Origin of the sequence: Streptomyces sp. NPDC006012 (assembly GCF_042871185.1) — a bacterium.
Taxonomy (GTDB): domain Bacteria; phylum Actinomycetota; class Actinomycetes; order Streptomycetales; family Streptomycetaceae; genus Streptomyces.
Genome location: NZ_JBIAIE010000025.1, coordinates 57964 through 80345, shown reverse-complemented (window position 1 = coordinate 80345; position 22382 = coordinate 57964). Strand labels below are relative to the sequence as shown.

The window sequence follows — 22382 nt, the reverse complement described above, 5'->3', positions numbered from 1 at the left end:
AGGAGCTTGCGGCTGGTGGACGTACCCCGGGGCGCTACCGGCCGAGCGCGCGCTGAGCGTCGTACAGGTTGCGCGGGCGGACGGCGTCCGTGGTGCCGTACAGCTCCAGCCGGGAGTGCAGGTCTCCGGTGAAGTCGGGGACGTCGATCCGGTCGGACTCGGTGACGGTGCCGAGGCCGACGGTGGCGGAGTACGGGGCCAGGCCGTCGATCTTCATGAGGCCGGCGCGGCCGTTGGTGACGCGGATGTTCCAGTGGGTGAAGCGGGCGCCGAACAGCGGGCCCGCGATGGCGTCGCCGCCGTGCCGGCCGTTGTTGTTCACGGTGATGTCGGTGCGCACGTCGGCGAAGGGCAGCCTGCGGTGGCTGTCGAAGGTGCCCATGCGCATGTCGCCGCGCGACCAGACGTTGTACGAGGACGGTCCCTCGACGTTGATGCCGTGCAACTGGGTGCCCGCGGGGGCCGGGACCCCGGCGGGGGAAGCCCAAGGCAAGCAGAAAGGGAAGTAGGGAAGCAGAAAGGAAGGTGGTGGGGAAGCGGGAAGGAAAGTGGTGAGAAGCGGGAAAGGGTGGCGCCGTCAGTCCGCCGGACGCTGGGTCAGGTGACTGAACGCGTCCAGGTTCCGGGTCGATTCGCCGCGCGCCATGCGCCAGGCGTACTCCTTGCGGATCGCCGACGCGAAACCGAGTTCCAGGAGGGTGTTGAAACCGCCGTCCGCGGCCTCCAGGACCTGGCCGAGCAGCCGGTCCGTCTCCTCGGCGGTGACGGAGGGCAGCGGCAGCCGGGCGGTGACGTAGACGTCGCCGAGCGGATCGACAGCGTAACTCACGCCGTACAGCTTGAGGTTGCGCTCCAGGAGCCAGCGGTGGACGGCCGCCTCGTTCTCGTCGGGGTGGCGGATCACGAACGCGTTCAGCGAGAGGGAGTGGCGGCCCACGATCAGGGAGACCGTCGTCGAGAGCTTGCGGGTGCCGGGCAGTCGGACCACGTACCCGCCGGGCTCCGGGCTCTCCCACTCCAGCTCCGCGTCCTTGAGCGCGCCTTCGATGACCTGCGCCGCACGTTGCTGCTGCTGTGAAGCCTCACCCATGGGGGGAGCGTACGCGACGGCGGTGGGCCTGGGCCGCGGCCATGTACGCGTCGGCGGTGGCGGCGGCGGCCGTGTCCCAGCCGAAGGACTGCGCATGCCGGGCCGCGGCTGCGCCCATCCGGGCCGACAGCTCCGGGTTCTCGGCGAAACGGCGCAGCACGCGCGCGTAGTCGGCCGGGTCGTGGCCGGGGACCAGGAAGCCGGTCACGCCGTCGTGCACCGCCACCGGGAGCCCGCCGACCGCGGCCGCGAGCACGGGCGTACCGGCCGCCTGCGCCTCTATCGCCACCAGGCCGAAGGACTCGCTGTAGGACGGCATGACCAGCACGGAGGCGGCCCGGAACCAGTCCGCCAGCCGGTCCTGGCCCACCGGCGGGCGGAACCGTACGACATCGGCGACGCCGAGCCGGGCGGCCAGTTTCTGCAGCCCCTCGGGCTTGTCGAGGCCGCTGCCGCTGGGGCCGCCGACCACCGGTACGACGATCCGCGAGCGCAGCCGGGGACACTCGTCGAGCAGGACGGCCACGGCGCGCAGCAGCACGTCGGGCGCTTTCAGGGGCTGTATGCGGCCCGCGAACAGCGGGATCAGGGCGTCCTGCGGCAGGCCCAGGCGGGCCCGGGCGGCGGCCCGGCCGTCGGCCGGCAGGAAGCGCTCCAGGTTGACGCCCGGATGGACCACGGCGACCTTCGTCGGGTCGGCGGTGTAGTGCCGTACCAGCTCGCCCGCCTCCCCGGCGGTGTTCGCGATCAGCCGGTCGGAGGCGGCCACGATCTGGGACTCGCCGATGACGCGGGCGGCGGGTTCGGGGGTGTCGCCCTCGGCCAGGCTGGCGTTCTTGACCTTGGCCATGGTGTGCATGGCGTGCACGAGGGGCACGCCCCAGCGCTGGGCGGCCAGCCAGCCGACCTGGCCGGAGAGCCAGTAGTGCGAGTGGACCAGGTCGTAGTAGCCGGGGCGGTGGCCCGCCCATGCCTGCATCACCCCGTGCGTGAAGGCGCACATCTGGGCCGGCAGGTCTTCCTTGGCCAGACCCTCGTAGGGGCCCGCGTCGATGTGGCGGACGAGCACGCCGGGGGCGAGCTGCACCGTCGGCGACAGGCCGCTCTCGGTGGCCCGGGTGAATATCTCGACCTCGATGTTGATCGCGGCGAGGCGCTGCGCCAGCTCCACGATGTAGACGTTCATGCCGCCGGCGTCGCCGGTGCCCGGCTGGTGGAGCGGGGAGGTGTGCACGGAGAGCATGGCGACCCGTCGGGGCCTGCGGTGCAGTCTCAGGAGCGGGGGCGCGGCCGGTGAGCGCCGCCCGAGCCTGCCGACGTACTGGCTCACGTGGCGATCCTCCTCCTGGCGGGCAAGCGCATGGGAGAACGCGGTCCGCCCTCCAAGCGAGTGCAACAGCCGAGGGAGCCGCTCCATTTCCTGAACATGCTGGTTTACCGAATCATTACCGATGATCGCTCAACCGTTCGAGAGGGGAGTGCGTAGGGGTCGGAAGGGGCCTCGGGTACGGAGCCATGCGCGTGGGGATACGGGGCCATGCCCATGGGGGCCCATGGGGAGAGGTACCGGGTGGGCCCGGGGTCCGCGCCGCCCGCGACACCGGCGGGCCTGGGGTCCGCACCGGCGCGCATACCCTCGTACGCATGACGACCCGCGCAGCCGCCCTCCCCCATCCTCGGGGCACCCCCATCGTGGGAACGGTGACGCGCGGGACCACCAACCCCAACCGGCTGCGCCGCATGGACCGCTGGATCGCCGCCACGCACGGCGCCGAACTGCGGCGGGCCGCCGACCCGACGGCCGTCGACCTCGGGTACGGGGCCGCGCCCTGGACGGCCGTCGAACTGCTCGGCCGGCTGCGCACCGTCGCACCCCGCACGCACGTGGTCGGCATCGAGATCGAACCGGACCGGGTCGCCGCGGCCAAGCCGTACGAACGCGACGGGCTGCGGTTCCGGCACGGCGGCTTCGAGGTCCCGGTGCCCCGGCGCCCGCACCTCATCCGCGCCGCCAACGTGCTGCGCCAGTACGACGAGGCCGAGGTCGCCGAGGTCTGGACGCGGCTGTGCGCACGGCTCGCCCCGGCGGACGCCGGCTCCCGCGGCGGCCTGCTCGTCGAGGGCACCTGCGACGAGATCGGGCGCCGCCACGTGTGGGTGGCGCTCGGCCCCGAGGGCCCGCGGACGGTCACCTTCGCCACCCGGCTCGGCTCCCTGCAACGCCCGTCCGACCTCGCCGAACGCCTCCCGAAGGCCCTCATCCACCGCAATGTGCCCGGCGAACCGGTGCACGCCTTCCTGCGCGACTTCGACCGCGCCTGGGCGGCCGCCGCGCCCTACGCCTCCTACGGCGCCCGGCAGCGCTGGATCCGTGCGGTACGGGACCTGACGGCCGACTGGCCGGTGACGGACTCGGCGGCGCGCTGGCGGCAGGGGGAAGTGACGCTGGCGTGGCGGGCGTTGGCGCCGCTGCGCTGAGCGCGGGCACACGCACGGGCACGGGCACGGACACGGGTGGCAGGCCGTCAGCCCGGTGCACTTCGCGCACTCGGCCCACGGACATGGGCACGGACATGGGCACGGACATGGGCACGGACACGGACACGGACAGGACACGACGCGGGGAACGATCTACGCGAGTCGTTCGTCACAAAGGCGGGGAGATCGTTGCGATCAGGTGGGAAAGAGGGGGAGGGCCCGCCAACTACCACCTAGTACCACCTCTGTCGCTTTACGCCGCTCCATGGCACGATCCCCCAAGCGCACAAGTTACTGACGGTGCATCAATTTGGGGGCTGGGGTATGAGAACAGGCAAGCGCGGCCTGGTCACAGCGGCGGTGACCGTCGTCTGCGCGGTGACCGTACTGACAGCGCCCGGGACGGCGTTCGCGAGTCCCGAACCGACACCGCCCCCCAGGACGTCCCCCGCCCCGCCACCCGGCAAGGACCTGGAAGCCGTCCGCAAGAAGCTCGACAGGCTCTACCACGACGCGGCCGTCGCCACCGACGCCTACAACGCGGCCGAGGAGAAGGCGAAGCAGCAGTCCGCCGAGATCGTCGAGTTGGCCCGGAAGATCGTCCGGGGGCAGCGCGAGCTGGACGACTTGAAGGACCGCGCGGGCGCCGCGGCCCGCGAGCAGTACCGCACCGGAGGACTGCCGCCCGCGGCCCAACTGATGCTGAGCGACGACCCGCAGCAGTTCCTGAACGGCGCGGGACAGGTGCTCCAGGGTCAGCGAGCGACCAAGGGCCTGATCGGCGAAATGACCCGCACCCAGCAGGACTTGGAGCAGTACGCGCGGGACGCCTCCGCCCAGTGGCAGAAACTGGAGGAGGGCCGCAAGGTGAAGGCCGCCGCGCAGAAGAAGATCAAGCAGCAGATCGCGGCCGCCGAGAAGCTGGAGTCACGGCTGGCGAAGAAGGAGAAGGAGCGGCTGGCCGAGCTGGAGCGGGAGGCGGCGTACAAGGCGCAGACCGCCTGGCTCGACACCGGGATCCTCAAGGAGATCGGCGGCAAGTCGTCCGCCCGGGGCAAGAAGGCCGTCGCGTTCGCCACGGCCCAGATCGGCAAGCCGTACGTGTGGGGCGCGGAGGGCCCGAACACGTTCGACTGCTCGGGCCTGACCTCCCAGGCATGGGCGACGGCCGGCCGGCCCATCCCGCGCACCTCGCAGGAGCAGTGGAAACAGCTCAAGCACGTGGACGCCGAGGACATGCGCCCCGGCGACCTGATCATCTATTTCGACGACGCCAGTCACGTCGGGATATACGCGGGCGACGGCGCGATCATCCACGCCCCCCGCCCCGGCCGGACGGTGACGATCGCGGGGGCGGGCTCGATGCCGATCCTTGGCGTGGTACGTCCGGACGCGTGAGCGGGAGCGGGAGCGGGAGCGGGAACGGGAACGGGAACGGGAACGCGACCGGGAACGCGACCGGGAACGGGAACGGGAACGCGACCGGGAACGCGGGTGCGGGTGTGAGCACGGGGACACCCTGAATACCCGGCTTCACCAATCCTGACATTAGGCAACCTATTTCACAGATTGCACTAAAGAACCGCAGGTGGCGACGCATGACATGAAACAACTCATGACGCAAGCCATGGCACAGGTCATGTGATTCAGGGCGTGCCCGGTTCGACCAAACTCCCATGGGACGTGAGTTTTGTCATTCCGGGCGTACCGCCGCCGGATCCAACTGCCGTACAGCAGACGGCATATGCCAATGGCCTGAGGCGAAGCGACGTGGCTCACACCATTCCGTTGTGGCGGCCAGTACCGCTATGGTCCCCGTCGGGTGGGTCGAGGTCCCTCGCCCCGCCATGCCCTCGGGGGGAGGGGAGGAACCCAACACGATGCCCGTACCCGTACCGCGGCAGCGAGCCATTCCGGCCGTGGAGAGTGGTCAGGCGCAGGCCGCGTCGGCAGTCGGCGGCCACCTCACGGAAGCGGCCAACCAAACGGAAGCGGCCACTCCGAAGGAGGCCGGCACCCAGGTCACGGCCGGCCCCTCTCTCACCCTGCTGCTGATCGAGGACGATCCGGCCGGCTCACCGATCGTGCCCGAACTGCTGGACCCGACGGGCAAGCCGATCCGCGTCCGCACCGCCCGCAACCTCACCGAGGCGGGACGGCTGCTCACCGACGACGTCCAGTGCATCCTGCTGGACCTCGCGCTTCCGGCCCCCGGCCGGCCCAGGGACGGCGACGACGAGTTGGCCGTGCTCAAACACGTCCTCGAACTGGCTCCCCGGCACGCCGTTCTCGCGCTGACCACGTCCGGCGACGCCGAGCGCGGCACCGAAGCGGTGCGCGTGGGCGCGCAGGACTACCTCTTCCGGGACGAGCTGGACGGGCGCCTGCTGAGCCGGGCCATCCGGTACGCGGTGGAACGCAAGCGCTCCGAGTCGGCCGAGCGGCGGCTGGCCGAGGGCCGCGTACGCGCGCAGGAGAACCGGCGTCTGGAACGCGGCCTGCTGCCGACACCCCTGCTGGAGGGCTCGTCGCTGCGTTTCGCGGCCCGTTACCGGCCCGGCCGCTCGCGCGCGCTGCTCGGCGGTGACTTCTACGACACCGTGCGCACGCCCGACGGCACCGTGCACGCCATGATCGGCGACGTCTGCGGGCACGGCCCCGACGAGGCCGCGCTCGGCGTGGAGCTGCGGATCGCGTGGCGGGCGCTGACGCTCGCCGGTCTGTGCGGCGACGAACTGCTCGGCACGCTCCAGCAGGTGCTGGAGCACGAACGCTCTGACGAGGAGATCTTCGCGACCCTCTGCACGGTGGACATCTCCCCGGACGGCCACTGGGCGGGCCTGTGCCTGGCCGGCCACCCGGCCCCGCTGCTCGCCGGCCCGGACCGCCCGGCCCAGCTGCTCCCGTACGACGAGAACGGCCCGGCGCTCGGTCTGCTCCCCGGCGCCCGCTGGCCGCGTATGCAGGTGGAGCTGGGCAGCGAGTGGAGCCTGATGCTCTACACCGACGGCCTGATCGAGGGCCGTGTCGGCAAGGGCGGGGAGCGCCTGGGCGAGGACGGGATGGTGCAGATGGTCCGCCGCCAGCTCACCGAGGGACTGCGCGGCGAGGAACTGCTGCGGGCCGCGGTCCACGAGGTCCGCAAACTCAACGGAGGGGAACTGACGGACGACGTCGCGGTGGTCCTGCTGGACCGGGTGCCGTAGCGCGACCGTCCGGGGCGCCGCCGCACACCCCCGACATCAGCTTCCCGTCACCCGCGAAACCCCGTCGCCCCAGCTCGCTACCACCCGCACCCCGGCTCTCCGCCGCCCGTGCCCCGGCTGCCCTCGGCCGCCTGCGGCCGGGAGCGGCTCTCCGCCGCCCGCGACAGGCCGCCCGCCCACCATGACCGCCATGAGGCGGCCCGCGGCGGGCCGCACTCAGCGCAGCCCGCCGGCACCGTGTGACTCAAAGGCACCGCATGACTCAGCGGCCCCCGTTGTACGGCCCGTACGGCCCGTCGCTGCTGCTTCCGCCACGTCGGCGGCCCCAGCCGCTGCCGCCGCCGCCCGAGACCTGCTTGAGCGCGGGACGTACGTCCACGATGTAGACGATGCTCGCGATCACGCCGATGATCGGCAGGAACGAGAGGATCGAGAACAGATAACTCACCACCAGCGCGATGGCCAGGATGATCAGCCAGAACACCTTGTTCTGCTTGTCGGCCGCGCGGAAGGCGTCCTCGCGGCGGAACGCCGCGTCGAACAGCCCGAACGCGGCGAGGGCCATCAGGACGATCTTCAGCAGTCCCAGAAAACCCGCGAAGCCCAGCATCAGCATGTCGCCACCGCCCGTCCTCTCCCCGTCTCCTACGCGGCAACCGTACCCGTACAACGGGCCGGACACCCCAAGGGTGCCCGGCCCGAGCGGGGAACGCCCCTTACTTGGCCGGAGGCGTCGTCTTCTTGACGGCAGTCTTACGGGCGGCAGGTTCCTTCTTCGCCGCGGGCTTCTTGGCCGGCGCGGGCACGGTCCGGACCTCGGCCTGCTTCGGCTCCGTCCTGACGGGCTTCGGCTCGGTGCTGACCGGCTTCGGCTCCGTCCTGACCGACTTCGGCTCGGTCCGTACCGGCTTCGGCTCCGTCCTGACCGGCTTCGGCTGCGCCTTGACCACGACCGGCTGCGCCTTCGGCTCGACGGCGACGGCCAGGTCCTCGATGTCCTCGGCGGCCTCGCCACGCCAGGTCCGCACGGCCTGCTCACCGTGCTCGGCGACCTTCTCGTAGGTCTCCCGGGCCTTGACGGCGTACTCGGCGGCGACACCGACACTGCGCAGGGCCAGGTCCTGGGCGGACTCGCCGAGCTTCTTCAGGTCGGAGTCGATCGTGCTGCCGAGCTTCTTCAAGTCGCCGTCGAGGGTGTCGAAGAAGTCGTTGACCTTGGTCTGGAAGCTCTCCTGTGCCTCCCTGGCCTTGGTCTGCAGGGTCTCCTGCGCCTCCTTGGCCCGCGCGGCGGCCTTCTCCTGCACGGCCTTCGGGTCGGTGTTGCGCACGGCGTCGAAACGGGCCGGAGCCTCCGCGCGCAGCTGCTCCACCAGACCGGGCACCTTCTTGGCCTGCTGAAGGGCCAGGTCGGCGGTGCCTGCGGCGAAGTAGAGCGGGGTCGGGTCACTGAGGGTCTTGCGCAGATCGTCGGTGATGGCCATGGTGATGGTTCTCCCGGATTCACATTCGGCTGAGTGTTGTGTTGTCCCGCGGCGGGGCGGCCGGTGCCCTGGTCCGGCTCAACCGGCCGACCGTCGCGGGTCGGCGTCACTGCCGTCGTCCGTACTGGGGTCACGCACGGCCTTGTCGTCCTGCTCGTGCCGTCCGTCGCGCCCGGCGGCGTCCGCCTGCGCGTCCTCCGTACCCTGACCGGCGTCCTCGCCGCCATCGGCCCCGCCGCCGTCGCCCCGGAATCCGTTCTCCTTGCGGAAGGACTCGTAGATCTGCAGCAGCACCTGCTTCTGCCGTTCGTCGAGGGTGGGATCGGCGAGGATGACGGCCCGCGTCTCGACCTCGTCCCGGTCCCGTTCGGCGTCGAGGATTCCGGCGCGGACGTACAGCGTCTCCGCGGAGATCCGCAGGGCCTTGGCGACCTGCTGCAACACCTCCGCGCTCGGCTTGCGCAGCCCACGCTCGATCTGACTCAGGTACGGATTGGACACACCGGCGGCATCGGCGAGCTGCCGGAGCGAGAGCCGCGCGTTACGGCGCTGCTCGCGCAGGTAGTCACCGAGATTGCCGACGTTGAGCGATGCCATGCCTCCACCATGCCCCACCCCCGCTAACAATTGCAAGCACCCGCTTGCAAAAGTGTGTCGCGCCATGGCCGCGGCCGGTTGAGGCCGAGCACGACAGGTGCCCTGTTTGCGGGACATCTGTCGTCATCCGCCTCCGGTCCCCTGGTGCAGGTGCTCTCGGGTCGGCCTCTGCGGGTCGCCGGGAAGCGGCGTTGTCGGTGGGCTCTGCCAGGGTGTGCGTCGTGGATGAACTGGTGGAGCGTGTCGACGATCAAGGTCGTGTGCTGGGGATGGTGGTCAGCCGCCGACAGGCCATCCGGGAGGGTTGGCTGCACCGGGTCGCCGTGACGGTGTGTCGTGATGAGCGTGGGCGGCTCCTCGTCCACCGGCGGTCCGAGCAGCTGTCGCGCTTCCCCGGGCTCTACGAGGTCGCGGTCGGTGGCGCCGTGCATGTCGGCGAGTCCTATGAACAGGCCGCCGCGCGGGAGCTGGCCGAAGAGCTGGGTATTCGTGCGCTGCCGCGCCTGCTGTTCACGTTCATCAACCGCAGCGGCTTGAGCCCTCACTGGCTCGGCGTGCACGAAGCTGTGGTGCCGGACGCCGTGACCCCTGATCCCGATGAGGTCGCCTGGCATGGCTGGCTGACCGAGCCGGAGCTAGGCTCGGCCCTGCTGGAGTGGCGCTTCACCCCCGACAGCCACGAAGCCTTCAGCCGGTATCTCGAATTCCGGATGGCGCAGCCCTGACCTTGTTCCTTTCCCGGGCAGGAGTGCCTGATTGCGGCCAACGCGCCTTGTGGAAGGCGATGTTCGTGACAGGGAGTACGGATGCTTGGTCGACTCCCCCTCGTTGGGCAGCCTGATGGCTTGCGGCCCGTGCGCGTCCGGCCTGCCGTACCGACTGCCCAGCCCCCCGATGGAAGGGTTCATGACGAGTCTGGAAGCCGTCGCGACGGTGATGGCCCAGCGGGCCGCCACGCTCGGCGTGGAGATCAGCCGAGGCCTCCAGCTTCACCGACCGTGCCATGCAGGTCTCCAGCTACCGCAAGGGCCGCGTCCTCCTCGCCGGTGACGCCGCGCACATCCATTCCCCGCTCGGCGGCCAGGGCCTCAACCTCGGCATCGGCGACGCCGTCAACCTCGGCCGGAAGCTCGCCGCCACCGTGCACGGCACCGCGCCCGAGGGCCTGCTCGGCACCTACACCGACGAGCGCCACCCCGTTGGCGCCGCCGTCCTCGACTGGTCACGCGCCCAGGTCGCGACCATGAAGCCGGGCCCCAGCGCCCCCGCCCTGCGCAAGCTGGTCCTCGACCTGATGAGCACCCCGGACGGGGTGACCCACGTGTACCGGCAGACATCGGGCCTGTGCAACCGCTACGACCTGGACAGCGAGCAGCCCCTCGTCGGCCGCACCACCCCCGACTTCCGCTTCCAGGACGGAACCCGCCTCGGCGAACTGCTGCGCCAGGGACAGGCCGTTGTCCTCGACTTCAGCCACGACCACGCGCTGCAGAACGCGGCAAGGGGCTGGGCGGACCGGATCCGGTACGCGGCCGGACCGGCGCGCAACGACCTCGGATTCACCGCCCTGTTCATCCGCCCGGACGGCATCGTGGCGTGGGCGGACGACCAGGCCCCTGACCTCAAGGCGTTCGAGCAGGCGGCGACCCGCTGGCTCGGCCACGCGCAGAACTGACCCACCCCGCGGGCGGGGAGCGGGAGGGGCCTGCTGAACAGCCTCTCGGCCTCACAGCGTTCGGCCCGGGACACGGACGTCCCGGCCCCGGCCCTGTCGCGGTGACCTTCCGTTGCTCGGGTCGGCACCCGTCCGCGCCTCCGCCCGGGGTCCGGACCCCGCGAAAGCACCGGACGGGTTGCCGCCCAGGGCCCTGTGCCGATCATCGCGAAAAGCAGCAACCCCAGTCAATCCTATGGATTTCTCGAAAACCCCAAGCTATGGCTTGGGGTTATGACTTTGGACGACCTACGCGTCTTCGTGGCCGTGTGCCGGGCCGGCAGCCTCAGTGCCGTCGCCCGGGAGCTGGCCTGCACACAGTCCGCGGTGAGCCAGCATGTGAAACGGCTGGAACGAGAGACCGGAGTGAGTCTCCTGGAACGCCAAGCGAGAGGTGTCGTGCCCACCCACGCAGGGCGTGTCCTGTGGGACGCCGCCGCCGACGGCATCGCCGGTCTGGATCTTGCCCTGCGCCGTCTCGGCGACCTGGTCAGCGGCAACAGCGGCTCTGTGCGCGTGACCACGGGCGGAACGACCGTACGACACTTCATGTCCGAGGCCATCGTCGCCTTCCGGCGGCGCTACCCGAAGACGAACCTGGAGTTCCAGACCGAGACGTCCAGCCGGAGTTGCTTCGACGCCCTTGTCGCCGACAACCTGGACCTCGCCTGGGTCACCATCGGCAGCCCGGTGCGCGGCATCGAGCAGCGCACCGTCGTCGAACTGCCCTGGGTGCTGGCCGTCCGCGCCGACGATCCCTTCGCAGACCGGGCTCGTATCGACGTGGCCGACCTCGCCGGCATCAGCCTCATCCGGCTGCCACAGAACTCCACCTCGGGTGCCCGCCTCGACACGGCCTTCGCCGAACTGGGCATCCGAAGCAACTCCGACACCAGCGTGGCCGACTGGGACACCGCCGTCCTGCTGGCCGAACTCGGCCTCGGCCACGCCGTCGTTCCGGCTCTTCCTGACTGGCCGGTACCCGGCAACGCCGGCCTCCTCCGTCTTGTCCCCATCCCCGACCTGCCACCGCTCCCGGTCGGTTGGGCCGTACGCCGCTGGGACGCCCTTCCTCCGCTCGCCCGGATCTTCGCCGACACCGTCGCCGGCAGTTGCGCGGAGAAGGGGGAGATGCACACCGCCAGCGGCCTGCCTGCCCGGCCACCACTGGTCAGAAGGCTCAGCCCATGAGCCTCGACAGCCCCACCGGGTCCGCGATGTTCAGTCGTCGACGTGGAGTTCGGGCCGGGTCCAGAGAGTGAGGTCGCTGCTGGTGGCGACTGCGAGGGTCAGGCCGGAGGGCGAGAATCCGGCCGCGCGGAGTTCTGAGTACTCGGAGTGGAAGACGTGCCACCACGTCCCTCCCGCCGGCCCTTCGCGGGACCCGCCGTCGGTGGAGAGGACGACGCGGTCGTGCGGCCACTCGGGGCTGACGACGTCCAGGGTCCAGCCGTCCGGCGTGGTGCTGTGCAGGCCGCCGCCGAAAAGCCCGGCTATGCGCACGGGGACACCTGCGATCGGGCCGAGCCCGGGACAGGTCAGGTCCGGGTGGGCGTCGGGGGCGCTCGTTTCGGGGTCAGGATCCCTGTCGCGGGCGATCCTCTCGCCGGTGACCGCAGGTGATCTTGAGGCTCGTGGCCGTTCACGAGAAATAGCAGCAGCACGGCGGCCTCGTGAGGGCGGCGGGCGTGGCGCTGACATGTGTGGATCAGTCGGTCCTGTCAGCGAGCCGGTGGGGTGAGGGTGGTGCGGTCGAACGGGCCACCATGCGCGGCGGCGTACGTGACGGCGTCGTTGACGGCGTCGAGGCCGAACGACCGGACCCGTTCGGGGGCGAGGTCCAAGGAGCCCGAGGCGAGGAGCCGGATGATGCCGGCGTTCGCTGTGCGCGGGTACATCCACTGGCCTCGCACGGTGATCGAGTTGCGCATGATCCATGGGTACGGGAGTGCGAGGTCGTCGCCACCGAGCATGCCGACGCCGCCCATGAGGACGACGCGGCCGTATTCGCGCACGGTCATGGCTGCCAGGCGCGCTGCCGAGCTGGGTGCGCTCGGCGGGAGCAGGTCGATCACCATGTCGATCGGGCCGTCGGCCGCCGCGGACATCGCCGCGCGGTCGCCGGCCTCGTCCCCGGTGAGCGGGACCGGGCGCAGCCGCGGACCGAACCGGTCGGCGAGGAGGTCGAGCGCGGCCTGGTTGCGGCCCGGGGCGACCACACGGCCCGCCCCCATGGCGAGCGCGACCGCGACCGCACTGCTGCCGAGGTTGCCGGTGGCCCCGCTGACGAGCAGCGCCTCACCGGCTGCGAGCCCGCCGGCCAGCAGCCCGCCATAAGGGATGACGTGCACGCCGAGCGCGGCCCAGCGGGCCGGGTCGTCCCCCGCCGCTGCGGGGAGCGGGAAGACGTTCTCCGTCGGGATCCGCATGAGCTCGGCGAACGATCCGTCGTGCAGGTACCGGGCGAGGCGCGCGCCGCCCTCGCCGCGGGAGCTCCAGCCCTGGAGCGTGATGTCAGGCGTCAGGGCGTCGTCCCGCGAGCGCACCGTCGAGTCGCACCACACCAGGTCGCCGGGGCGCAGCCGGGTGGCGTCCGGGCCCACGTGGACGACCCGTCCCACGCCGCCGATCCCAGGAACGACGGGAGGGACCAGGGGGTAGTTCCGCTCGCCGCTGAAGACCTCGGCCGCGTAGGGCGCCACGCTGGCGGCGAGGACCTCGACCACCACCTCGCCGCCGCCGGCCTCGGGGTCGGGAACCTCCCGCACCGTGAGCGGCGCACCGAACTGCGTCAGAACTGCTGCTCGCACGTGATGACCTCCGTGTTCGTCCGTGTTCGTCGGGATCGACACTAGGAACCCGGCGGGCATGCGGGAAGCGACGATCAGGCATATGTGGTATGCGTACACCGCATGGACATCTCCAGCGCGGGCCTACGGGTCCTGCGGCAGATCGCCGAGTCCGGCAGCTTCACCGCAGCAGCCACCCGGCTCGGCTACACCCAGTCGGCGGTCTCACGCCAGGCCGCCTCCCTCGAACGAAGCGCGGGCACAGCCCTGTTCGAACGCCGCCCCGACGGAGTGCGGCTCACCCCCGCGGGTCTGACTCTGTTGCGGCACGCTCGCACGATCCTGGACTGTCTGACGGCGGCCGAGCGCGACCTCACCGGCACCGTTTCGCGTACCGAACTGGTGCGGCTCGGGCTGTTCCTGAGCGCGGGCGCGGCCATCCTGCCTCTCTCACTCACCCGCCTCGCGGCGACCGACCCGCAGATCACGGTCACGACTACCGAGGGCACCACGCCCTCCCTGATCCGCGCACTGCGCGCGGGCTCGATCGACATCGCCGTGCTGACGTCCCGCCCGCCCCACCGGCCTTTGGACGGCGAGTCGCCGCGCCTGCACGTCGAGACCATTGCGGACACCGAACTGGTCGTGGCGGTGCCTTCGACCGGAGAGTTCGCCGGCCGCACCGCGGTGCACGTCGACGAACTGGTCGACGCCCCGTGGATCGCCGCCCCGGCGTCGAACGCCGAGCCACTGCTCGGCGTCTGGCCCGGCCTGCCCGGACGGCCGGACATCGTCCACTGCGCACGCGACTGGCTGACCAAGCTTCAGCTGGTCGCCGGTGGCTTCGGGGTGACAACGGTGCCCTCGCGGCTCTCGCCGGTGCTGCCGCCCGGGGTGAGCCTGCTGCACGTCGAAGGCGCACCTCCCGAGATCCGCCGGGTTCTCGTGGCACGACTGCCCGGCCGCCCCACCCCGGCGATCACGGCCGTCACCCGAGCAATTGCCGCGACCACCTGATACGTGCCGTCGCGACCGTCAGATTCGGTGCCGTAGCCCGCCGAGGGCGCACACCATCACGTGTACCTCGGCATCGGCCAGGGCCCTTTCAGCAGGAGCACCCCGCTGCTACCCGCGCAAGTACCCCAGTGACGTCAAAAACTCGTGAACATAACCAGGCCGTAGATCTGGGTGCCTCCCAGCCCGTGAACAACTGACTTCAATACTTGTGCATAAAGCCACCTTTGACGCACTCGGCCGCAGTCGGCTTCCCGGCAGCATCGTCAATGGCTCATTGAATTGCCACACAGCGCACCCCGGCAAAAACGGATTTGCAGGTATCCGCACGAGAACTCCGGTACCCGGGGCCCCGTTCATGAACCTCGCCTCGCTGTTGCACGTACGCGGTGGGTCCTTCACGGCGTACGCACAGTCCCGGCTGGTGCAGCCTTACCTGTCGGCCTGGCCGAAGAACTTCCCCGTGGCCGAGCCGGGCCGAGAGGTACGCGGGGCGGTCATCGCCGGATGCGCGGTGCAGGCGGTGACCACGTGGCGAAGCACCACCAATTCACCCGAGAGCCGCGCCCTTCCCCTGGGAGCGGAACTTTCCTCCTGGTGGGAAATCATCATCCGCAGCTCGCCGTGAACCAGCTGCCCGGGAAAGGGAAAAGCCAAGGGCGCACCTTTCATGCCTCGATACACTCGGCGCATGATACGGGTGCGCCCCATGCAGGAAGAAGACATCTGCGACGTTTCTGCGGTACGAGTGAAAGGCTGGCAGGCCGCCTACCCGGGCATGGTGCCGCAGGACTACCTCGACGCACTCACGGTGGCGGAGGACGCCCGCATGCGACGCGACTTGTTCACACGCAGCTCCGGTGGTGTCCTGAACCTCGTCGCCGAGGAGGCCGGCGTTGTGGTCGGCTGGGCGGCACTCGGCCCCTCCAAGGAAAAGGACCGCAGACCCCAGGACGGTGAACTGCTCGCACTCTACGCGGCCCCTGACCGCCTCGGCACCGGCGTCGGGAAAGCGCTGATGCAGCAGACGCTGGCCGCTGCCCGGGAGCGCTCGTTCCACCGGCTCGTGCTGTGGGTGATCGCCGCCAACACAAGGGCACGCCACTTCTACGAGCGGGGCGGCTTCGTACTGGACGGCCGCTCGTCGGACTGGTCGGTCAACGACACCGCGGTCCCCGAAGTCCGCTACTGCAAGGATCTGGCACCGCCGAACCTGCGAGGGTGAACTCAGCAGGGCTGCACTGCGGATCTTCTGCCCACCGGAAGATCCATCGCCGAAGATCCATCGTCGGCGGGGCCGCGGTCGCGCGGAGATATTCGGTTGCCGGGCGGTGGGGTGGCGGGTGCAATGCCCGGCATGGTGATTCAGGTCCGTCCGCCACAACCCGACGAAATGGCCGCGCACTACCGGGCTTTGCCGTTCGCGAACGGGCTGCCGAAGTGGGAGCCGGCGGACGCTGCGCCGCATGGTGGTCCCGAGTCCCCTGGTCTTCGCCCCACTGCCCCATCCGCCGGCCTGCGCTTTTGTCCTGGCGCGAGGTACGGAGGGGAACGCCGGAGCCGTACCGGACTTCCGCCGTGCCTGTCCCCACGGCCCGCAGCGCGCTAGCGTCGGGGGGCATGATCGTATGGCTCAACGGCACTCACGGAGCGGGCAAGACCACGACCAGTCCGCTCGTGCAGGAGCTGATCCCGGATTCGCGGGTGTTCGACGCCGAGAAGGTCGGTGAGACGCTCATGGACATCAAGCCGGGGCTGCCCTGGACGGGCAACTTCCAGGACTGGCCGCCGTGGCGGCCGCTCGTGGTCGAGACGGCCCGCCACGTACTCGACTACGCCGGCGGCACCCTGGTGGTGCCCATGACCGTCCTGGTCGAGCGGTACTGGCGCGAGATCAGCGCGGGCCTCGCCGGCCATTCCATCCCGGTACGGCACTTCGTGCTCCACGCCGAGCAGGACACCCTCCGCGAGCGCATCGAGGGGGACACCGTGCTCGGCCCGTCCGCGTTCCGCCTCCGCCATCTTGAGCCCTACGCCGAGGCGGCCCGCAGGTGGCTGCACGACGAGGCCGAGGTCATCGACACCACGCACCTCACACCCGCCCAGGCCGCCCTGCGGATCGCGGAGGCCGTCAAGAGCTGAGGCCCACCCGCCACGCGAACCAGGCACAGGCGGCAACGGTGGTGAACGGCGAACGGTCGAGGACGTTCGCAGGCGGCACGGTGACCTGGATGCCGCCCGCGATCCGTCCGTTGCCGAGGCGTCCGGTGCTACCGCCTGACGTCGTAGATGCGGTTGGTGAGGGTCTCGACGGCGAGCCGCCAGTTGTGCAGACCCGCCTCGTCGGCGATCGTCGCGAGCGCGTCCTGACCAGGATGGTTACCGAGCGCGTGCGGGCCGTTCTGCGCCATGGCCGCCGGCAGGCAGAGCACCGCCGAGGTGGAGGCGAAGGAGCGGCCGATCGGGTTGATGTTCTCCCCGGGCTCGGCCGACGCGTTCGGCTCGACGACAAGACAGCTTCCGTCCTGCGCGAGGGTCCTTTCCGTGTGCCGGAGCGCCGCACCGGGATCACCGAGATCATGGAGGCAGTCGAAGAACGTGACGAGGTCGTAGCCGCCACCGGGGAAATCGTGCGCGGCGGCGACCTCGAAGGTCACGCGATCACCGACGCCCGCTTCCTCGGCCAGTTTTCGGGCCGCTTCCACGGAGGGCTCGTGGAAGTCGAAGCCGTGAAAGCGGGACTGCGGAAACGCCTTGGCCATCAGCACCGTCGAGTGACCGAAGCCGCATCCCACGTCGGCGACCGAGGCGCCTCGCCGGAGTTTGGCCTCCACGCCCTCCATGGCGGGCAGCCATTCCTGAACGAGAACTGCCTCATAGCCAGGCTTGAAGAAGTCAGCGACGCCCTGTGCCAGTTCCGGACCGTAATCCTGCCAGTTCACTCCGCCACCGTTCCGGTAGGCGCCAGCCAGCGCCTCTTCGGCGCTGTAGAGGGCCCCCAGCATGGTGAAGCCGCCACCGACGTACGTCGGCAGAGAGGAATCGGCCAGTACGGCCGCGTGCTCGTCCGGCAGGACGTACGTGTTCGTCTCGGCGTCGTGGAGTACGTAGGCACCCGCGACCTGCGCCGCCAGCCACTCCCGGACGTACCGCTCGACGAGTCCTGTCTTCTCGGCCAGTTCGTCCGAGGTGAGCGCCCCCGCCCCGGCCATCGCCTCGTACAGTCCGAGGCGGACGCCCAGCGACGTCGAAACTCCCGCGAAGGCAGCCGCGTTGTCAGCGACCACTCGCTCAAGGAATTCCATCACACGATTCTCATCCGACATGTGCTCAAACTTTCAGCTATGAATTCTCCTGCCACCGATTGCCAGGAGATTGGATGACCGACAGGCCGGCCCTGCAGTCCGACGTCTGCAGTCCGACGTCTGCAGTCCGACTTCCACCGGCATTGCCGAGGGTCAGGTTGTGATGAGGCAGAAACCTCTCATCTTTCCAACGAGTGAAAGCCCCTCCAGGTTCACACGACCCGCCAGGCCACGCCCACCGCACCCGAACACGATCGCCGCGCCGAGGTCTTTTCCACCGGCTCCCACCGGCACCCACGGGCTCCCACCGGCACCCACGGGCGCCCACGGGCTCCCACCGGCCGGACGGACCCGGCGGGGAACTGGCCACGGACGGATAGCGAGTGATTACGGATGGTCAGGAGTACGGCCGGCCAGGGGCCGCGCGCGGCGGCAGCGGTGCGCCCGGGTGGGCGGGCGGAAAGGTGGTGGCGTCGGGCGCACGGGGCAAGGTAGCGTCCCGGGCATGACTGCCGGGTCGGCCATGGGCCGTGAGCGAGTTGGGTGCCCGGCCTCTGAGTGAGGCCGCAGGTCCCCCTGGCCGACGGGGCTCGGGGGAGGGCAAGGGGCCCTCCCACTTCTTTCTCTGCAACCACACTGTTCGATCGCGGAGAAAGAAGAGAGAAAACGACGTGCCCCTGGATTTCAACCAAAAGATCATCGATGAGTTCCGCGCCCACCACGGCCGCCTGAGCGGCCCCTTCGAAGGCGCCCGGCTGCTCCTGCTGACCACCACGGGCGCCCGCACCGGCGCCCGCCACACCACCCCCGTCGGCTACCTCCCGGACGGTGACGGCCGGGTCCTGGTCATCGCCTCGGCGGGCGGCTCACCACGCCATCCGGACTGGTACCGCAACCTCCTCGCGCACCCCAGGGTGACCGTCGAGAGCGGCGTGTTCACGTACGAGGCGGATGCGGTCGTCCTCCAGGACGCGGAGCGTGACGAGGCGTTCGCGCGGGCGGTGGAGGCCGACCCGGGCTGGGCGGCGTACCAGGCCAGGACGGACCGGGTGATTCCGGTCGTCGCACTGCACGAGGTCGCCAAGGCGGGCCCGCCCGACGTGAACGCCGGTTCGCCCGGCGAGGCGATCCGGCTGATCCACGACGTCTTCCGGCGTGAACTCGCCCTGATCCGGGCGGAACTCGACAACCGGAACGGGTCCGTGCTGGGCGCGCAGCTCCGGATCAACTGCCTGGCCCTCTGCCAGGGCCTGCACAACCACCACCGGGGCGAGGACATCGCCCTGTTCCCGCACCTCGCCGCCCGGCACCCGGAATTCGCCGCGACGCTGGAGCGGCTGGGCCGCGAGCACGAGCGGATCGCCGAGACGGTCGAGGCCCTCCGCCAGGCGCTCTCGACCCAGGACCCCGCCGCCGCACGGACCGAGGTGATACGGCTCACGGAGGAACTGGAAGCCCACCTGTCCTACGAGGAGGAACAACTGCTCCCCCTCCTCGACGCCCCGGCCGACGACAGCCCACAGCATCGCTCGGACTCACAGCACGGCTCGGACTCACAACACAGCTCGGACTGACAACGCCACTCCGACTCATGACGCCGCTGCGGCTCAGAGCGACGCCTCCGGGGCCGCGGTCCCGTTCCCCTGGCACCAGCGCATGAGCGCCGCCGCGATCCGCAGCGGTCCCGGGACCGAGTCCAGACCCAACGGCACGGCAGCGTCCGCCAGGATCCTGCGCAGGCGCAGTGCCGCGGGCACGAGGTGCCGCCAGTCGGCGTCCGGGCCGATGTCCAGGGACAGCGCCGTACGGATCACATCGGTGAACACGGACTGGGCCTTCTTGTAGTCGACGAGAAGACCCAGGTCGTGCCGCCAGCCGTTCGAGCTGCCGGGGCGGACGGCCTCGGCAGTCGCGCACCACTGCTCCGTCATGGTGCGCGACTGCCGGACCGGGTAGCGCATCAGGTGCAGATGGGTGGCGAGGTCGTAGAGCGGATCCCCGACCATCGCCAGTTCCCAGTCGATCGTCCACAGCCGCTGTTCGCCGTCGACGATGAAATTCTCCCGATGCAGATCGGCATGGAGCAGGCAGAAAGGGCGCCGGCGCAGCCCGGACACATGCTTCCGGAGGTACTGGAACGATTCCGCTGTCACCCCCAGATCCCCGAAAAGACCCTCGAACCGCTCCAGATTGCGCCGGTACACGGATTGTTCGGTGAAATGGACGAGCCGCTCCAGAAAGCCGTCGGTGTCTCCGTCCTCCGGACGGTCGGCCGGCCTGCAGCGGCGCTCGGCCGTGACATTCTCCGGTGCCGTGCCGACCAGTTGCCGGAACAGGGTGACGATCTGCCGGAAGAAGACGTCGGGAACTCGGGTGCCGGAGGTGCAGACGGCTCCGAGGGTCCGTCCTTCGATGAACCGCTGGAGGCCCAGCCCGCTGACCTGGATGATGTCCGGAACTCCGGTGATCCGGCCGTCCAGGGCCGTCAGCAGTTGTTCCTCCGAGACGAAGCAGCGCCGGTCGAACCAGAGGAGACCGGCACGCGGTTCCCGGCATTTCCACCGCCCCGACCGCTCGCTCCCCTGTACGCCGGGAAGCGGAAATACATAAGTTTCGTGGTGATATCCGTGGAGCGGGCCCTCGACCACACTCTCGTCACCGCTCGCCTCGGCCGCATGCAGCCGGGCAGTGGAAGCTGAATCGGGTGGCATTGCCTGTTTCTCTCGCCCAGGACCCTTCCGCAGGGTACAGAAGTGGGAGCACGTTACTCCCGCTCCCGCATGCATCGTGGCAGACGCCGTCCCGTCGTCGAATCGGATCCCACTGGACGGCTACGGAACGCACGCTTGTGCCACGACGTCTCCACCCGCGTCCGGATTTCGGCCCCCCGGCCTGCGGTGCGGCCCGCTCAGCCCACTCGGTCGGCGCTCGGGCCGGTCACCGCCGTTGCCGCCGTCCCGCCGACGGTTCAGGTCTGAGCGCGGACCATGTCCAGGACCGTCGACAGCGAGTCCACGACGGCCGTGGCGCCGGCGTCCCGCAGCAGCTTTTCCTTGCTGTGGTTACGCGCGTAGCCCAGGAACGGGACCCCGGCGCGGTTCGCGGCGATCAGGTCCGTGGGGGTGTCGCCGATCATCAGGGACGACGACGGTGCCGCGCCCATCGCGTTCAGGGCGCGGTTGAGGCAGTGCGGGTCCGGCTTCAGGTGCTGGAGGTCGTGCGTACGGCCGTAGATGTGCGGGGTGAAGCAGGAGGTGAGGCCGCGGCCGTGCAGGTACGCGCGCACCACCCGCGGGGAGTTGTTGGTGGCGACGGCGAGCCGGGAGCCCACGGCCGTCCAGGTGCGGATCAGCGGGTCGGCGTACGCGGTGGGCATCGCCGTGGCCGTGGCCCGCAGTTCCTCCTGGGTCAGCCGCTCCTCCAGTTCGGCGACCAGGTCGCTGCCGGGGTGCCTGCGGTCCACGGCGCGCAGCACGACCTGCGGGTCCGGGGACTGCCGTTCGGGCTCCGTGAGCAGGCCGTGCAGTCCCCGCCCTGCCAGCCAGTCCACGACGTCCACCGCCACGTGCTCCGCCGTGTGCCCGGCGAACAGGCGGCAGATCGGTCCGTCGAAGTCAAAGAGCACGACGCGTGCGCGCGCGATCAGCGCCCGGAGCGCCTCGGTCTCGTCCCGGATGTCGGCCGGGTGGTCGTCTTCGGTCTCGTCCCGGGTGTCGCTCAGGTGGTCGCCTTCGGTCTCGGCTGTCACCGGTTCTGTCTGCGTCGAATCAGAAGTCACTAAGAGAGTGTCAGGTCCGATGTGATGGTTTCCCAGAGTGCGTCGAACCACTTCTGCGATTGCTCCACGAACGCGGCGTCCCGCTGCCCGGCCCGCTTCTCGAAGGAGAAGAGGAGGGACTGGGAGCCCAGCGTGTCGTACATCTCCAGGGTGCCGCCGTCCGTGGACTCCTCGCGGCGGGTGACCATGTAGTAGCCGATCAGCGCCTCCGCGCCGTTGAGCAGGTACAGCTTCACCGGCGGGGTGAACGGCAGTGCCCGGAACGTGACGCGTACGTCGACATCGTGCGTGGAGCGCAGCGCCTGGAGGTTGTACTTCAGCACCTGGCCCTGGGCGTTGCGCATCGCCAGCCAGCGTTCGTGGACCGGATCGTCCGCGCCACGGCCCTCGACCGGGACCGGGAAGGCGAGGTTGATGTCCCGGGACGGCAGCAGAATGCGGACGTCGAGCGTCTGCGGGCGGATGCGGCCCTCGTGGATCTGGCGGAGGGGGTCGCTCATCGCCAGCATCAAGGTCTCGGCGGTGAGGCAGACCGCGTCGACGCGGACCCAGGGCACCGAGAACGCCTCCGCCAGCCGGGGGCTCAGTCCGACCATGGTCGGCTGGGGCTCGTCGACCGCGGGCGCCGGTCCGGCGACGCGCGGCGGGCTGCCCTTGCTGACGCCGATGAGCAGGCCGTTTTCCTGGAGCACGCGCAGCGCCTGGCGCACGGTGCCGCGTTCCACACCGAACTCCTCGGCGAGTTCGGCCTGCGTGGGCAGGCGGTCCCCCGCCCTGAGTTCTCCGGCACGGATCCGCTCCCGCAGGGCGTCGGCGATCTCCTGGGGGGTGAGCCTCTTGCTGTCGTTCACTGCCGCGCTCTCCTGGGTCACGACCAAACGGTACAACTTCCACCCATCTATGGGGAGTTGCAGAGAAGTTGTTTATGGA

20 protein-coding genes and 3 pseudogenes are annotated in these 22382 nt (G+C 70.2%); 11 read left to right on the top strand and 12 right to left on the bottom strand.

The annotated features are described in order from the left end of the window. Positions 1-34: 34 nt before the first annotated feature. The 3 genes and pseudogenes from ACFYPJ_RS31395 to mshA all read right to left on the bottom strand — a co-directional run. Positions 35-469: pseudogene (locus ACFYPJ_RS31395) on the bottom strand (hypothetical protein); the annotation flags it as partial. A 108-nt stretch (positions 470-577) separates the two neighbouring features. After that, on the bottom strand, positions 578-1090 hold the full coding sequence (locus ACFYPJ_RS31390) for a YbjN domain-containing protein (protein ID WP_389024537.1): 513 nt from the start codon (positions 1088-1090) through the stop codon (positions 578-580). Beyond that, positions 1083-2420, bottom strand: coding sequence for a D-inositol-3-phosphate glycosyltransferase (gene mshA, locus ACFYPJ_RS31385; RefSeq protein ID WP_389024535.1), 1338 nt, complete (start codon positions 2418-2420; stop codon positions 1083-1085). The genes ACFYPJ_RS31390 and mshA overlap by 8 nt, the downstream gene beginning before the upstream one ends. A 314-nt stretch (positions 2421-2734) precedes the next feature. On the opposite strand from mshA, the gene ACFYPJ_RS31380 reads away from it, so the two are divergent. The 3 genes from ACFYPJ_RS31380 (at position 2735) to ACFYPJ_RS31370 (ending at position 6774) form a co-directional block, all read left to right on the top strand. Then, positions 2735-3568, top strand: coding sequence for a class I SAM-dependent methyltransferase (locus tag ACFYPJ_RS31380; protein WP_389024532.1), 834 nt, complete (start codon positions 2735-2737; stop codon positions 3566-3568). A 324-nt stretch (positions 3569-3892) separates the two neighbouring features. Further along, entirely contained in the window at positions 3893-4966 is a 1074-nt protein-coding gene (locus tag ACFYPJ_RS31375; RefSeq protein WP_389024529.1) for an NlpC/P60 family protein, read from the top strand. 482 nt (positions 4967-5448) lie between these two features. Beyond that, entirely contained in the window at positions 5449-6774 is a 1326-nt protein-coding gene (locus tag ACFYPJ_RS31370) for a PP2C family protein-serine/threonine phosphatase (protein WP_389024526.1), read from the top strand. 262 nt (positions 6775-7036) lie between these two features. Here the strand turns inward: ACFYPJ_RS31370 and ACFYPJ_RS31365 are convergent, their stop codons facing one another. From ACFYPJ_RS31365 to ACFYPJ_RS31355, 3 genes are all read right to left on the bottom strand, one after another. Beyond that, positions 7037-7390 (bottom strand): DUF2516 family protein, encoded by a 354-nt coding sequence (locus ACFYPJ_RS31365; protein ID WP_389024523.1) that lies wholly within the window; start codon positions 7388-7390, stop codon positions 7037-7039. Between the two features lie 100 nt (positions 7391-7490). Next, a complete protein-coding gene (locus ACFYPJ_RS31360) occupies positions 7491-8255 on the bottom strand; it encodes a hypothetical protein (RefSeq protein WP_389024521.1) in 765 nt (254 codons plus the stop codon). 78 nt (positions 8256-8333) lie between these two features. Next, positions 8334-8852, bottom strand: a complete 519-nt coding sequence (locus ACFYPJ_RS31355) for a helix-turn-helix domain-containing protein (protein ID WP_389024518.1) — start codon at positions 8850-8852, stop codon at positions 8334-8336. Positions 8853-9073: 221 nt separating this feature from the next. On the opposite strand from ACFYPJ_RS31355, the gene ACFYPJ_RS31350 reads away from it, so the two are divergent. From ACFYPJ_RS31350 to ACFYPJ_RS31340, 3 genes and pseudogenes are all read left to right on the top strand, one after another. Further along, complete coding sequence (locus tag ACFYPJ_RS31350) at positions 9074-9577, top strand: NUDIX hydrolase (protein ID WP_389024515.1); 504 nt, start codon at positions 9074-9076, stop codon at positions 9575-9577. 251 nt (positions 9578-9828) lie between these two features. Continuing rightward, a pseudogene (locus ACFYPJ_RS31345) lies at positions 9829-10527 on the top strand (FAD-dependent monooxygenase); the annotation flags it as partial. A 273-nt stretch (positions 10528-10800) separates the two neighbouring features. Continuing rightward, positions 10801-11757: a LysR family transcriptional regulator gene (locus ACFYPJ_RS31340; protein WP_389024513.1), complete on the top strand. Its 957-nt coding sequence runs from the start codon at positions 10801-10803 to the stop codon at positions 11755-11757. A 30-nt stretch (positions 11758-11787) separates the two neighbouring features. Here the strand turns inward: ACFYPJ_RS31340 and ACFYPJ_RS31335 are convergent. Both ACFYPJ_RS31335 and ACFYPJ_RS31330 read right to left on the bottom strand, forming a co-directional pair. After that, positions 11788-12183: pseudogene (locus tag ACFYPJ_RS31335) on the bottom strand (hypothetical protein); the annotation flags it as partial. Between the two features lie 104 nt (positions 12184-12287). Further along, on the bottom strand, positions 12288-13376 hold the full coding sequence (locus ACFYPJ_RS31330) for an alcohol dehydrogenase catalytic domain-containing protein (RefSeq protein ID WP_389024510.1): 1089 nt from the start codon (positions 13374-13376) through the stop codon (positions 12288-12290). Positions 13377-13478: 102 nt separating this feature from the next. On the opposite strand from ACFYPJ_RS31330, the gene ACFYPJ_RS31325 reads away from it, so the two are divergent. From ACFYPJ_RS31325 to ACFYPJ_RS31310, 4 genes are all read left to right on the top strand, one after another. Continuing rightward, entirely contained in the window at positions 13479-14372 is an 894-nt protein-coding gene (locus ACFYPJ_RS31325) for a LysR family transcriptional regulator (protein ID WP_389024508.1), read from the top strand. 355 nt (positions 14373-14727) lie between these two features. Continuing rightward, positions 14728-14997, top strand: a complete 270-nt coding sequence (locus tag ACFYPJ_RS31320; protein WP_389024505.1) for a hypothetical protein — start codon at positions 14728-14730, stop codon at positions 14995-14997. Between the two features lie 63 nt (positions 14998-15060). Further along, positions 15061-15594 carry a GNAT family N-acetyltransferase gene (locus ACFYPJ_RS31315; RefSeq protein ID WP_389024501.1) on the top strand — a complete coding sequence of 178 codons (534 nt, stop codon included), beginning with the start codon at positions 15061-15063 and terminating at the stop codon, positions 15592-15594. 395 nt (positions 15595-15989) lie between these two features. After that, entirely contained in the window at positions 15990-16511 is a 522-nt protein-coding gene (locus tag ACFYPJ_RS31310) for an ATP-binding protein (RefSeq protein ID WP_389024498.1), read from the top strand. A 128-nt stretch (positions 16512-16639) separates the two neighbouring features. On the opposite strand, the gene ACFYPJ_RS31305 is transcribed toward ACFYPJ_RS31310, so the two are convergent. Then, entirely contained in the window at positions 16640-17674 is a 1035-nt protein-coding gene (locus ACFYPJ_RS31305; protein ID WP_389024495.1) for a class I SAM-dependent methyltransferase, read from the bottom strand. A gap of 671 nt (positions 17675-18345) precedes the next feature. Here ACFYPJ_RS31305 and ACFYPJ_RS31300 point away from each other — a divergent pair. After that, the gene (locus tag ACFYPJ_RS31300; RefSeq protein WP_389024493.1) at positions 18346-19248 is read left to right on the top strand and encodes a nitroreductase/quinone reductase family protein; all 903 of its coding nucleotides are present in this window, start codon (positions 18346-18348) and stop codon (positions 19246-19248) included. A gap of 33 nt (positions 19249-19281) precedes the next feature. Here the strand turns inward: ACFYPJ_RS31300 and ACFYPJ_RS31295 are convergent, their stop codons facing one another. The 3 genes from ACFYPJ_RS31295 to ACFYPJ_RS31285 form a co-directional block, all read right to left on the bottom strand. Beyond that, positions 19282-20385, bottom strand: a complete 1104-nt coding sequence (locus ACFYPJ_RS31295) for a phosphotransferase (protein WP_389024490.1) — start codon at positions 20383-20385, stop codon at positions 19282-19284. 257 nt (positions 20386-20642) lie between these two features. Continuing rightward, positions 20643-21503 (bottom strand): HAD family hydrolase, encoded by an 861-nt coding sequence (locus ACFYPJ_RS31290; RefSeq protein WP_389024487.1) that lies wholly within the window; start codon positions 21501-21503, stop codon positions 20643-20645. Then, positions 21452-22330 (bottom strand): GntR family transcriptional regulator, encoded by an 879-nt coding sequence (locus tag ACFYPJ_RS31285; protein ID WP_389024485.1) that lies wholly within the window; start codon positions 22328-22330, stop codon positions 21452-21454. Before ACFYPJ_RS31285 ends, ACFYPJ_RS31290 begins: the two co-directional genes overlap by 52 nt. Between the last annotated feature and the right edge of the window lie 52 nt (positions 22331-22382).